The sequence below is a fragment of the Pseudofrankia coriaricola genome, assembly GCF_032027725.1.
GTDB lineage: Bacteria > Actinomycetota > Actinomycetes > Frankiales > Frankiaceae > Pseudofrankia.
Genome location: NZ_JASNFO010000046.1, coordinates 1 through 12,885, shown reverse-complemented (window position 1 = coordinate 12,885; position 12,885 = coordinate 1). Strand labels below are relative to the sequence as shown.

Genomic DNA, 12,885 nt, shown 5'->3' with positions numbered 1-12,885 from the left:
CCGCGGTCTCGGGCTGGTGACGTCACCGCGGAAAGCAACCGAGCTGGCGCGGAGGCGCGCCTCCGCGGAGGCCCGGCCACGGAGCGAAGCGAACGTGGTTGGGCCGCAGCGGAGGTCGCCGGAGCGCCCGTGAGCGGAGGAGGACAGCGCACGGAGGTCCCTTGGGAGCGAAGCGAGTAAGGGGCCGTAGTGCGCTGTCCGGACGGAGCGAACCAGAGACACGGAGCGAACCAGAGACAGAGTGGATACGGTTACGCCATGGCCGAGTCTGTGCTGTTATCGCGGCGGAATCTCGACTTCCTGCTGTACGAGTGGCTGGACGTGACGGCGCTTACCAGCCGCGAGCGGTTCGCCGAGCACACGCGGGAGACATTCGACGCGGTTCTCGACCTCGCCGAGCAGGTCGCGACAGAGCACTTCCACCCGCACCTGCGGGCGGCCGACACGCACGAGCCGACGTTTGACGGCCAGCGGGTCTCGATGATCCCGCAGGTCGGCGCGGCGCTGGAGGTGCTCGCCAAGACCGGTCTGACGGCCGCCACCTTCGACGCGGAGCTGGGCGGCGCGCAGCTGCCCGACGTGGTCGCGAGCGCCTGCTTCGCCTGGTTCCAGGCGGCGAACATCTCGACGTTCGCCTATCCGTTCCTGTCCATCGGCAACTCGAACCTGCTGGTCGCCCACGGCACGCCCGAGCAGGTCGACCGCTACGTCCGCCCGCAGTTGGAAGGGCGTTTCTACGGGACGATGTGCCTGTCCGAGCCGCAGGCCGGCTCGTCGCTGTCGGACATCACCACCCGGGCCGAGCCGCGGCCCGACGGCACCTACCGCCTGTTCGGCAACAAGATGTGGATCTCCGGCGGCGACCACGAGCTGTCCGAGAACATCGTCCACCTGGTGCTGGCGAAGATTCCCGGCGGCCCGGCGGGCGTGAAGGGCATCAGCCTCTTCATCGTGCCGAAGGTGCTCGTCGACGAGGACGGCTCGCTCGGCGAGCGCAATGACGTCACGCTCGCGGGCCTCAACCACAAGCTGGGATACCGCGGCACCACGAACACGCTGCTGAACTTCGGCGAGGGGCGCAACCAGCCGGGCGGCGAGCCCGGCGCCGTCGGTTACCTGGTCGGCGAGCCCCACAAAGGCCTCTCGTACATGTTCACGATGATGAACGCGGCCCGCGTGCACGTCGGCGCGGGCGCGATGGCCCTGGGCTATGCGGGCTATCTGAAGGCGCTGAAATACGCGAAAGAACGGCCGCAGGGCCGCCCGCCGGCCGGCAAGGACCCGCGCGCGCCCCAGGTCCCGATCATCGAGCACGCCGACGTCCGGCGGATGCTGCTCGCGCAGAAGTCCTACGTCGAGGGCGCGCTCGCGCTCGTCCTCTACGCCGGCAAGCTGCTGGACGACGAGTGCACCGCGCCCACCCAGGCCGAACGCGACCAGGCGCACCTGCTGCTCGACACGCTCACCCCGGTCGTGAAGAGCTGGCCGTCGCAGTGGTGCCTGGAGGCGAACAGCCTCGCCATCCAGGTCCACGGCGGCTACGGCTATACCCGCGAGTACGACGTGGAGCTGCATTTCCGCGACAACCGGTTGAACCCGATCCACGAGGGCACGCACGGCATCCAGGGGCTCGACCTGCTCGGCCGAAAGGTCGCCATCGGCGGCGGCGCGGGCCTGGCCGCGCTCGTCGGGATGATGCGCACCACCATCACCGCCGCGACGGCCGCCGGCGGCGAGCTCGCGGCTCTCGGCACCCAGCTGTCCGCCGCCCTCGACCGCGTCGTCGAGGTCACCGGTCTGCTGCACGGCGCCGGCGACCTGGACGTCACGCTCGCGAACGCGACGGTCTACCTGGAGGCGGTCGGACACATCGTCGTCGCCTGGCTGTGGCTCGCGCAGGCACTGGCCGCCGCGGGCAAGGACGGCCCGTTCTACGACGGCAAGCGCCAGGCCGCCCGGTACTTCTTCCGCTACGAGCTGCCGAGGACCGGCCCCCAGCTCGACCTGCTCGCGAGCCTCGACCGCACCACCCTCGACACCGACCCGTCCTGGCTCTGAGCGCCGCCCCGGCGCCGGAAATGAACAATCAGCGCACGAAGCGTCGATTTCCGCACCTGGCCGACGAACAATGTCCGCCATTCCTGGCCCGGCCGGGGGTGGTTAGGTTGGCGGCATGGAGTGGCTGCGCCGGCTGCGGCATCGGACGCGTGACCGCTGGACACGGCCGGTGCACACCGTGGGCGAGGAGCCGGACTACCGGTTCAGCCTGGCCAATGAGCGCACGTTCCTGGCCTGGATCCGCACGGCGCTGGCGCTGCTCGCCGGCGGCGTGGCGGTGGTACAGCTCGTGCCGACTTTCTCGATCGGCTGGGCGCGCCACCTGCTCGGGATCGCGTTGATCGTGCTGGCGATCGCGATCGCGGCGACCAGCTATGCCCGCTGGGAACGCCGGGAGCACGCGATCCGGCTCGGCGCCCCGCTGCCCCCGTCGCAGCTTCCCCGGCTCACCGGCCTCGGGATCACCGTCGTCATGGTCTTCGCGCTCGCCTTCGTCCTCGTCGACGTCGCCCGCGGCCACCGGTGACGCGCGGCCCCGACGGCCGGAGCCCCGCGATGGCCGACGGGCCCCCGCGGCCGGATGACCGCCCGGCGACCCGAGAAGAACCGGCGGCGGAGCGCGGGCCGGCTACCGGGAGACGCCGATGAGCGGCCCGGACGGGCCCCGGCCGCACCCGACCGAGCAGCTCGACCCGGGCCTGCAGAGCGAACGCACCTACCTCGCCTGGCAGCGCACCGGCCTCGGCTTCGCCGGCGTCGGCGCGCTGCTGCTGCACAACGCGTTCGACGGTCACTTCGTGCTCGTCATCCCCGGCCTGCTCGCCCTGCTGGCCGCGGCCCTGCTGACCACCCGCGCCCAGCTGCGCTACCGCGCGACCGTCGCCGCCGTCCACCTGGGCCGCTCCCCGGCCGACCGCCGCGTCGTCGCCGCCACGGCGGTCCTCACCACCGTGCTCTGCCTGACCGGCCTGGCCGTCATCCTCCTGCTCTGACCCCGCCAGCAGTCGTCGACGCCTGGCTACCGACCGTGCCGGCGTTTCTGACCTACGGAACCGGGCCTCGGGGGATAATTGTTGTCGACCCGGCCGATGCCGGCCGACCGACGCACGACCCGGGGGGAACCGCGCGAGAAGGCATACGTCCTGGTGTGTACGGTTGTGCCCAGGTTCGCCACTCCCTGTCAGGCACACCCCGCACTGGCGTCGCCATCCGGCAGTGCTCTGATGCAGGCGCCCTTTCCCCATGGACGAAGGACTTCGCGCATGTCTGATTTCGCCCCGGCGGTCAACGCGGACAACCCTGAGCCACGCATCGCGGTCGCGCTGCTGCTGGACACGTCGTGGTCGATGAACGGCGCGCCGATCGCCGCCCTCAATGACGGTTACAAGGCGTTCTGCGAGGCGATCGACGCCGACCCGCTCGCCCGCAAGCGGACCGAGGTCACGGTCATCACCTTCGGCGGCACGGCCGACGTCGCGGTGCCGTTCATGGAGGGGCGCGACCTCGCCGCGATGGCGTTCCACCCGAACGGCGGCACCCCGCTCGGCGGCGCGCTCGACCTCGCGCTGGACGAGATCGCCGCCCGCAAGCAGCAGTACAAGGACCTCGGCCTGTCGTACTACCGGCCGTGGCTGTTCGTCATCACCGATGGCGGGCCGACCGACGGCGCGACCTTCGAGCGCGCCGTCGGCCGGGTCCGCGCCGCCGAGGACGCCAAACAGGTCACCGTGTTCGGTGTCGGCGTCGAGGGCGCCGACATGCCGACCCTCGGTCGGATCTGCTCGCCGCAGCGGCCGCCGCTGCCGCTGCGCGGGACGGCGTTCCGTGAGCTGTTCCTGTGGCTGTCGGCGAGCATGAGCGTGGTCTCGCAGTCCGGCGGCCACGGCGCGTCCGACGCCAAACTCGCCACCGCGGAGGAGGGCGTGCAGGCGCCGCTGCCCGCGCCGTCCGGCTGGACGACCTGGACGACCTGAGGTGACCGGACTGCCCGAGGCGACGGGACGCCCCCAGGTGACGGCCCATCACACCACGGCCCACGCCGGGACGACCGAGGTCGGCGACGCCCACATCCGCGACGCCCACATCCGCGACGCCCACGCGCCCGACGCTCCCGGGCGCCGGCCGGCGGGTTGGCGGCTGCTCGGCGCCAGCGTCACGGGCGCCTCTCACCTGCGCCGCGGTGTCGGCCGTGAGGACGCGTTCGCGTGGCGCCGCGCGGGCAGGCTCATCGTGGCCGCCGTCGCCGACGGCGCCGGGTCACGCTCGCCGACGTCGGCGATCGGCTCCCACACCGCCGTCCGGGCGGCCACCGCGGCCGTCGACGACGGACAGTTCCTCGACGCCTTCGGCCGTGGCGGCGAGTCCGCGCTGCACTGGCTGTTCGCCCGCGCGCTGGCCGCCGTCACCGCCGAGGCCGGGCTGCTCGGCCTCGACGTCGACCGGCTGGCGACGACGCTGGCCGTCGCCGTGTTCGACGGCGACCGGGTCTACGTCGGGCAGGTCGGCGACGGCATCGCGGTCGTCCGGCACGACGGGGGAATCGAGACGGTCGCGGTCGGCCGGCGCGGCGAGCACGCCGGCGAGACCGACTTCCTCACCGCGCCCGGCGCGGTCCCCGCCCGGCTGGTGACCTACGAGGGGTACGGCGTCGACGCGTGCGCGCTGTCGACGGACGGGCTCGAGTACAAGATCACCGATGTGCGGCTGCGCACGCCGTACGAGCGGTTCTTCGTCGACACCTGGGCGTATGCCGGCGGCGAGACGGCGAGCTCCGTGTCGATCGAGTCGTTCCTGGTCGACGTCGACGACCAGACCGGCGACGACAAGACCCTCGTCGTCGCCGTCCACGGTTATGAGGGCCCGGCGGGCGAGCCGTATCTGGCCAGCGCGCCGCCCCTGGTCGAACCCGCCCCGGCCGCGGTGCCCGCCGCCGAGGCGGGGGCGAGCCAGCCGGCCGAGTCGCCCTACCCGCCGGAAAGCCTGGCGCCAGCCGACCTCGCCGCGCCGAGGCCGCCGTGGCCGGACCCGGCACTCGACGACGACACCCGGCCGTTCACCGCCTGGACGCCGCCCGTGCCGCCCGTGCCGCCTCCGACGGAAACGGGTGGCTGACGACGCCATGAGGCTGGGCACCGGCCAGAACCTGGTCGTCGGGCACCCGCTCGCCCAGGGCGGGCAGGGCAGCGTCCACGAGGTCGTCAGCCCGCCCGGGCTGGTCTTCAAGCGCTACTCCGACGCGGTCCTCGCGAGTCAGCCGTCGCCGGAGCGGCGGATACAGGCGATGATCGACAACCGCCCGTCGCAGTGGCGGGAGAAGAGCGGCCATCTCCTGCTCGCCTGGCCGACGGCGACCGTGCTGGACGGCCGGCGGTTCGTCGGGTTCGTCATGCCCAGGATCGACACGTCGCGCGCGGCGGAGCTGCACCTGGTCTCCAACCCGTCCGACCGGGCGAAGCCGGCGAAGAACGTCGCCTGGACGGCCGGGTTCACCTGGCGCTACCTCGTGCAGACGGCGGCAAACCTGTCGCTTGCCACCCAGGGGCTGCACGACGCCGGCTACGTGATCGGCGACTTCAACGAACGCAACGTGCTCGTCCACGCCGACGCCCGGGTGACGCTGGTGGACTGCGACTCCATGCAGGTCCGCGACCCGAGGACGAAGACGCTGTACCTGTGCGAGGTCGGCCGCGAGGAGTTCGAGGCCCCGGAACGGCACGGCGCGCCGAGGACGAGGCCGCGTGACGAGAGCGCCGACCTGTTCCCGCTGGCGGTGCACATCTTCCAGCTGCTGTTCGAGGGGCGGTCCCCGTTCGACGGCGTGTGGTCGGGGCCGGGCGAGAAGCCGTCGCGAGGAGCGCTCGCCCAGCGTGGGATGTTCAACTGCTCCGGTGACCGCAGGCTGCGCCCGCAGCCGACCGCCCCACCGTTCGACCTGGTCCCGCCCGACCTGCGACGGCTGTTCACCCGCGCCTTCGTCGACGGGGCGAAGCGCCCGTCGGCGCGCCCCATGGCGGGCGAGTGGCAGACAGCGCTGACCACGCTCGCGCGCGGGCTGCGTACCTGCGCGACGAACACGTCCCACGTCTACGGCGGCCATCTCGGCCGGTGCCCCTGGTGCCAGCGCCCCGCGCCACCGGTCACGATGGCCACCCAGATCCGCCCGCCGCCGGCCGCTCCTCCCGCCAGGACCGCCACCCAGCCGACACGGACGCATCGCCCGGCGCCCCAGCCCTCGCCGACGCCCCCGACGGGCCGCCGCCCGGTGATGGCCGTGAACACCCGGCCAGGCTTGACGGGCCCGACCCCGACACCCCCCTGGACGAGGCCGTTCACACCGGCGCCGAGCACCGCCGCCCGTCCCCGGCCCGCCCGGCGCTGGCGCGCGCTGAAGAAGGCGTTGATGCGGCTCCTGGCGCTGCTCGGGATCGCCTTGGCCGCCGGCTGCGTCGCGCTCGCGGCCACCGGCGTGATCAAGGACATGAACAATCCCGCGGGAGAGTTCCGCACAGCCGCGCTCGGGCCGTTCGGGTACCTCTACGTCAGCCGCACCTCGCATGGCGCCGCGACGGTCTACCGGGTCGAGAAGGACGGGGCGACGGCCAAGATCGCCGGGAACGGGAAGAAGACCGGCGGCGACGGCGGCCCCGCGACCAGGGCCGGGCTGCGCGACGTCACCGACCTCGCCTTCGACAGCACCGGCAACGCCTACCTCAACGAGGGCACGGACATCCGCAAGGTCGACATTCGCGGCGTGATCACCACCGTCGTCGGCGGCGGTACCGACGCGCCGGCCGACGGCGCGCGCGCGACCGGGATCGCCGTCGGCGGCCTGCGCATGGCCGTCGCCCCGGACGGCACGCTGCACTTCGCCGACGACCGGAAGGTGTGGAAGCTCCAGGGCGACGGCACGATCGCCACCGTCGCCGGCGGCGGGAGCACCGGCGGCGGCACGTCGCCCTCCCGGCAGGACGGGATCCCGGCCACGGAGTCCTATCTGGACGTCGACGCGATCGCCTTCGACAAGACCGGTCTCCTGCTCATCAGCGACGTGATGGCACGGCCGTCCCAGTACGACAGCAGGCTTCGCCAGGTCGGCCTGGACGGGACGATCCAGACCGTCGCCGGCACTCTCGACGAGCAACGCCCGTTCGAGAACGAGAACGGCATCGGCACCAGTGCCCTGGTCCGCTTCCATCCGGTCGACCAGATCGGCCTGGACGCGGATGGCCTGGTCGTCGTGGGCAGCTCCGGCCGGTTCATCCGGCTCAACCCCGACGGCTCACGCACCTACCTGCTGACGTCGGGCGGGACCCGCGAGCTGATCCCCGTGTCCGGCGGGTTCCTCGCGGTGCGCCCTGGCGCGGTCGACCTGGACGACTCGCGGGGCGTGACCAGGTCCAAGGTCTGCGGCAAGAAGGCCTGCCAACCGCGCAGTTGGTAGCGGCGCGCGGCACCCACGTCCAGGCCGCGACCCGGTGTGCGGCTCAGTCCATGCCGCGGCGGCCCGGGGTCCAGAACGGGTGCGTGATGACGGCGCGGCGGGGCCAGCCGCGGTCCTCGACGAGGTGGCGGCGGACGGCCTGAATGGTGCGCGCCTCGCCGGCGACGTAGGCGACGCCTGGCTCGGCGGGCAGCGCGAGCGCGGCGAGGGCCGCGGGCAGGCGCGGCGAGTCGGCGGCTGGTTCGCCCTCGCGGTAGACGAAGGTCAGCTCGTCGCCGCGCGCGAGCGGGAGCGCGTCGTCGAGACGGTCGTGCTCGATCGCGCCGAAGACCGGCGCGGTCGCCGGCAGGGCGCGCAGGATCGCGCCGAACGCGACCGCGGCGGTGTCGTCGCCGGCGAACACGTGGTACGGGGCGTCCGGCTGGGCTACCAGGTGGCCCTCCGGTCCCTTGACCAGCACGGCCCGCCCCGGCGCGGCGTCGCGCGCCCAGCGGGCGCCGGGGGCGTCGCCGCCGTGGTCGTAGAGGGCGAGGTCGAGCCGGCCGGCCGGGTGGAAGTCCCACACGGAGTAGGTGCGCTTGAGGTCACGCGGGTTGCGCAGCCAGGTGCCCGGTGCGGACGGGTCCGCGAGCACCACGCTGACGTGCTGGCCCGGCGTCCAGGCGACCCCGGCGAGCGCCTCGCCGGCAAGCCGGACCAGGCGGGTGCGCGCCGCCAGCTGTTCCACGCCGGTCACCTCGGCCCGCCGCAGGACCCGGCCCAGCGGGTTGCGTGACCGTCCCGCCCGCCCTGCCGGCGCGGCGTCTGTCGTCTCCATAACTTCCTCCGGAGCGCTCGATCTCGGTCGGCTGTACCGATTTCTACCGTAGATAGCTATACGATAGCTAGCAATCAACACAAACCACGGCCGGCCCGCCTCGCGCGGACCGCCACCTACGGAGGTCGTGATGAGTCCTTCCGAGCCGACCAGAGCCGTCTACGTCCGCATGCCGGACAAGCTCGCGCAGAAACTGGACAAGGCGGCCGAGCGCTTCGGTGTCAGCAAGCGCGACCTCCTGGCCACCCTCGTCTCCGACCACCTCGACATCGAGGGGGACGAGCTCGTCTTCCGTCCGCACGGGCGGGGGCCCGGCGGGAAGCGGACGGGCGAGCGCCCAGACGGCGAAGGAGCCGGCGACCAGCCGCGCGAGGAGTCCGCCGGCGCGTCCCACGGGCCTCGGCCCGGCGACTTCTGGAAGAAGCGCGCCGCCGACGTCTGGGGCGCGGGGACCGTCGCGGGCGGGGCGAGGACAGGGGCGGACAAGGCCGACGCGTCCGCGCCGGCGCCGGCGGCCCCGGTCAGCGAGGTCCTGACGCTGGAGGAGGCCGCCGAGCTGCTGCGCGTCTCAGCCGACGACGTCCGTGCCCTGGTCGAGTCCGGCGACCTCCCCGCCCGTCGCATCGGCGAGACCTGGCGGCTCACCCGCACCGCCGTCCTCACCTGGCTTGGCACCGAGACCCGGACCGAGTCGGGCTGAGGTTCCGCCGCGGCCGCCTACGGGTGCGCGGTGACGAGACGCAGCGAGCCGACGAGGGCTGGCTGGTAGCGCAGGGCCGCGTGGCGGCGGTCCCAGGCGCCGGAGACGAGGTCGGCGCGCAGGCGGTCGACGGCGCGGGCGGCCGCGTCGGACGCGATGTGGCCCCAGGCGGACTGGGCTTTGCGGACCGTCGGGTCGAGCAGGCATTCGGGACGTCCGTAGAAGGCCTCCACGAAGCCGTCGACGCAGTCGGCGGGTATCGGCACGGAAGTGACGGTGACGCTCCCGCCGAGCGCCGCCTGGACGCGGTCGATCGCGGGCATGCGCCGGCTCTCGAAAGCGAGCAGCTCCGGGGCGTAGTCGGCGATCCAGTGCGGCCCGAGCACGTCCGGGTCGAAGGTGAGGACGACGACCGGGCCGCGGGTGACCCGGCGCAGCTCGCCCAGCCCACGTTCCAGGTCGGACCAATGGTGGACGGTGACCGTCGCCATCGCCGCGTCGAACGTGTCGTCGGGGAACGGGAGCGCCTCGGCGACCGCGCCAATGGCGGGGGCGAGCCCCGCAGGCCGCTGCGCCCGCAGCCGGGCCGACGGCTCGACCGCGACCACGCGCCGGTCGCCGGGCTCATAGGAACCGGCCCCGGCGCCGACGTTGACGACCGTCCGGGCGCGCCCGAGCGCGGCGTGGACATACGCCGCGATCCTCGGGTCCGTGCGCCGGCGCAGCACGTAACCGCCGCCATGGGTGTTGTAGTCGAAGTCGCCGGCTGGCGGCCCGGTCACGCGGAGTCTCCTGACGTCGGCCGGGGGGCGCGGCCAGGTCCACGCGCGGCGCCCCGAGCGGTGCGGGCGGGTAGGCATCTTCGAGTCCACGACACCTCGCCCCCAACGTCCACGGAATTAAGGAACCCTCCCGGGGTCCCCGTTGCCGCCGCGCGGCGGCAACGGGGCACAGCGGGGCGGAAAGGCGACGCGAATCTCACGTTCACGTGAGATGGAGGTAGTAGCGTCGGGGAACGTGGCGACGTCGGAGAGCAAAGCGAAGAGCCCAAGCCGGTCACAGAGCCCGCCCAACGCCCCGGCCGGGCCGCCGGGCCCAGGCACCCCGGTCGCGGCAGGCACCCCGGTCGCGGCAGGCACCCCGGTCGCGGCGGGCCCGGTGGGCCCGGTGGGCGCGCCAGTCGCGGGGGCGGGCGCCGAGCGGGATGACGGCTACAAGTGGGTCGTCCTGATCAACACGACCATCGGCATCCTGATGGCGACGATCAACGCGTCGATCCTGCTGATCGCGCTGCCGGACATCTTCCGGGGCATCAAGATCGACCCGCTGGCGCCGGGGAACACGTCGTACTTCCTCTGGATCCTGATGGGCTTCATGCTCGTCACGTCGGTGCTGGTGGTGAGCCTCGGCCGGGTCGGCGACATGTTCGGCCGGGTCCGTTGCTACAACCTCGGCTTCGCGGTGTTCACCGCCGCCTCGATCCTGCTGGCCGTCACCTGGATGCACGGCGACGCGGCGGCACTGTGGATCATCATCGTCCGGGTTGTCCAGGGCATCGGCGGCGCGATGCTGATGGCCAACTCGACGGCCATCATCACCGACGCGTTCCCGGCCGACCAGCGCGGCTTCGCGATCGGCGTCAACGGCGTCGCGGCCATCTCCGGGTCGTTCCTCGGCCTGCTGATCGGCGGTCTGCTCGCGCCGATCGAGTGGCATCTGGTCTTCGTCGTGTCCGTGCCGTTCGGCATCTTCGGCACCATCTGGGCCTATCTGAAGCTGAAGGACAACGGCGTGCGGACGCCGGCGCGCATCGACTGGGCCGGCAATCTCACGTTCGCGGTCGGGCTGATCGCGGTCCTGGTCGGCATCGTGTACGGGCTGCAGCCCTACGGCGGGCACACCATGGGCTGGACGAACCCGTTCGTGCTCACCTCGATGATCGGCGGCGTGGTCGTGCTGATCGCGTTCTGCTTCATCGAGACGCGCGTGCCCGACCCGATGTTCGCCCTTGAGCTGTTCAAGAACAGGGCATTCACGATGGGCGCGATCGCAGGCATGCTCGGCGCCCTCGCCCGTGGCGGACTGCAGTTCATGCTGATCATCTGGCTGCAGGGCATCTGGCTGCCGCTGCACGGCTACAGCTTCGAGCGCACCCCGCTGTGGGCCGGCGTCTACATGATCCCGATGACCGTCGGCTTCCTCATCGCCGGCCCGATCGCCGGCCGGCTCACCGACCGCTACGGCGCACGGCCGTTCGCCACGTTCGGCATGGTCATCAGCGCGGCCGCCTTCGCGATCTTCGACGTCATCCCGATCGACTTCAGCTACATCTGGTTCGCGCTGGCCCTGCTGCTGATCGGCATGTCGATGGGGCTGTTCGCCGCGCCGAACACCACCAGCGTCATGAACTCGCTGCCCACCAACCGGCGCGGCGCGGGCGCGGGCATGCTCAACACGTTCCAGAACTCGGCGCAGGTGTTGTCCATCGGCGTCTTCTTCACCGTCATCGGCCTGGGCCTCGCCGCGTCGCTGCCGAACACGCTCTACTCGGGCCTGGTCGGGCAGGGCGTCGCCAGCGGTAAGGCGCATGAGATCGCCGGGATCCCGCCGGTCGGCAGCCTGTTCGCCGCGTTCCTGGGCTACAACCCGATCAAGCAGCTGCTCGGCGATGACACGCTGTCGACCCTGCCGCCGGGCAAGGCCGACTACCTGACCGGCCAGGAGTTCTTCCCGCACCTCATCTCCGGCCCGTTCGGCGACGGCCTGCACCTCGCGTTCGTCTTCGCGGCCCTCGCGTGCCTGCTCGCCGCCGTGATCTCCTGGATGCGCGGCGGACACGACCCGCGGGTGCACCGGACGCTCGCCGCCGAGACCGCCTCGGGCCTGGCCGCCTCCGGTGACGTCGCCGCGGACGAGATCGGCGTCGGCGGTGTGGGCGGCATGGATCCGGCCGAGGCGACTGTCGACGAGGCCGTGGCCGTGGGCGGCGGGGCAGCCACGGACCCGGATGTCAGGGGTCACGCTTGAGCCGGCTCGGCATAGCCCCATGGATGCGATCCGGATGTCAGGGTCGCCCCCTCGAAAACTCGGCATAGCCCCATGGGGACCCCGACGTGGTCTTTGGTGGCTCGATACACGACGTGGTGCTTTGGTGGCCCGGCATGGGGCGGTCGTCGGCCGTCGCCGACCACTGTGGATGGCCGGGGTGATGGGCGGGACATCTGGTTCGGCCGTCCGGCGTCCTGTGGACGGGCCGGTTCCCTGGGAATACTGGGACCATGACGGACAGTGCGGCGACGACGCGGGGCATCGGCGACGCCGAATTAGCGGACAGCCAGGGCGACGGCGAGCCGGGCCTGCTCGGGATCGGGCTGGCGGCCCGCGAGGTGGGCGTCTCGGTGCGCTCCCTGCGTTACTACGAGGAGATGGGCCTGCTGACCCCGTCCGGGCGCACCACGGGCGGGAATCGGCTCTACGCGCCGGATGACCTGGCGAGGGTCCGCCGGATCCGGGAGCTGCAGCAGCTCCTCGGTTTCAACCTCGACGAGGTCCGCGAGGTGCTTGGCCATGAGGACCGGCTGGCCCGGGTCCGCAACGACTGGAAGGCGGCCTCCGGCGACGAGGACCGGGCCCGCCTGCTCGACGAGGCCCGCGAGGCCTACCTGAAGCTGCGAGACCAGGTGGAAGCCAAGATCAAGCGCCTCGACTCGTTCCGCGACGAGCTCGACGCCAAGATCGCCCGCTCCGACCGCCTCCGCGAGTCCCTCCCCTCCTGAGGCGGGCTGGTGGGGGGGGGGGCCCCCCCCCGCCCCCCCCCCCCCCGGGGGGGGGGGGGTGCGGGGGGGGGGGGGGGGGTCGGGCGCCCAGATA

Annotated in this window: 11 protein-coding genes; 9 read left to right on the top strand and 2 right to left on the bottom strand. The window is 72.6% G+C overall.

The features are described 5' to 3' along the window. Positions 1-258 precede the first annotated feature (258 nt). The 6 genes from QOZ89_RS24850 (at position 259) to QOZ89_RS24825 (ending at position 7,498) form a co-directional block, all read left to right on the top strand. Positions 259-2,058 (top strand): acyl-CoA dehydrogenase, encoded by a 1,800-nt coding sequence (locus QOZ89_RS24850; protein ID WP_312625598.1) that lies wholly within the window; start codon positions 259-261, stop codon positions 2,056-2,058. 115 nt (positions 2,059-2,173) lie between these two features. Then, on the top strand, positions 2,174-2,584 hold the full coding sequence (locus QOZ89_RS24845) for a YidH family protein (protein ID WP_071053545.1): 411 nt from the start codon (positions 2,174-2,176) through the stop codon (positions 2,582-2,584). Positions 2,585-2,702: 118 nt separating this feature from the next. Next, positions 2,703-3,050: a DUF202 domain-containing protein gene (locus QOZ89_RS24840; RefSeq protein ID WP_071053544.1), complete on the top strand. Its 348-nt coding sequence runs from the start codon at positions 2,703-2,705 to the stop codon at positions 3,048-3,050. A 270-nt stretch (positions 3,051-3,320) separates the two neighbouring features. Then, a complete protein-coding gene (locus tag QOZ89_RS24835) occupies positions 3,321-4,031 on the top strand; it encodes a vWA domain-containing protein (protein WP_198543584.1) in 711 nt (236 codons plus the stop codon). A 1-nt stretch (position 4,032) separates the two neighbouring features. Continuing rightward, positions 4,033-5,169: a PP2C family serine/threonine-protein phosphatase gene (locus QOZ89_RS24830; RefSeq protein ID WP_312625593.1), complete on the top strand. Its 1,137-nt coding sequence runs from the start codon at positions 4,033-4,035 to the stop codon at positions 5,167-5,169. Then, entirely contained in the window at positions 5,162-7,498 is a 2,337-nt protein-coding gene (locus tag QOZ89_RS24825) for an NHL domain-containing protein (protein WP_312625591.1), read from the top strand. The genes QOZ89_RS24830 and QOZ89_RS24825 overlap by 8 nt, the downstream gene beginning before the upstream one ends. Before the next feature lie 43 nt (positions 7,499-7,541). Here the strand turns inward: QOZ89_RS24825 and QOZ89_RS24820 are convergent, their stop codons facing one another. Further along, a complete protein-coding gene (locus tag QOZ89_RS24820; RefSeq protein WP_071053541.1) occupies positions 7,542-8,315 on the bottom strand; it encodes a siderophore-interacting protein in 774 nt (257 codons plus the stop codon). A 130-nt stretch (positions 8,316-8,445) separates the two neighbouring features. Here QOZ89_RS24820 and QOZ89_RS24815 point away from each other — a divergent pair, with 130 nt between their 5' ends. Beyond that, on the top strand, positions 8,446-9,015 hold the full coding sequence (locus QOZ89_RS24815; RefSeq protein WP_071053540.1) for a helix-turn-helix domain-containing protein: 570 nt from the start codon (positions 8,446-8,448) through the stop codon (positions 9,013-9,015). 17 nt (positions 9,016-9,032) lie between these two features. On the opposite strand, the gene QOZ89_RS24810 is transcribed toward QOZ89_RS24815, so the two are convergent. After that, positions 9,033-9,797, bottom strand: coding sequence for a class I SAM-dependent methyltransferase (locus QOZ89_RS24810; protein WP_071053539.1), 765 nt, complete (start codon positions 9,795-9,797; stop codon positions 9,033-9,035). A gap of 211 nt (positions 9,798-10,008) precedes the next feature. On the opposite strand from QOZ89_RS24810, the gene QOZ89_RS24805 reads away from it, so the two are divergent. Both QOZ89_RS24805 and QOZ89_RS24800 read left to right on the top strand, forming a co-directional pair. Further along, positions 10,009-12,042, top strand: a complete 2,034-nt coding sequence (locus tag QOZ89_RS24805) for an MFS transporter (protein ID WP_241842347.1) — start codon at positions 10,009-10,011, stop codon at positions 12,040-12,042. Between the two features lie 251 nt (positions 12,043-12,293). Continuing rightward, positions 12,294-12,791, top strand: coding sequence for a MerR family transcriptional regulator (locus tag QOZ89_RS24800; protein WP_083419914.1), 498 nt, complete (start codon positions 12,294-12,296; stop codon positions 12,789-12,791). The last annotated feature ends 94 nt before the right edge of the window (positions 12,792-12,885 follow it).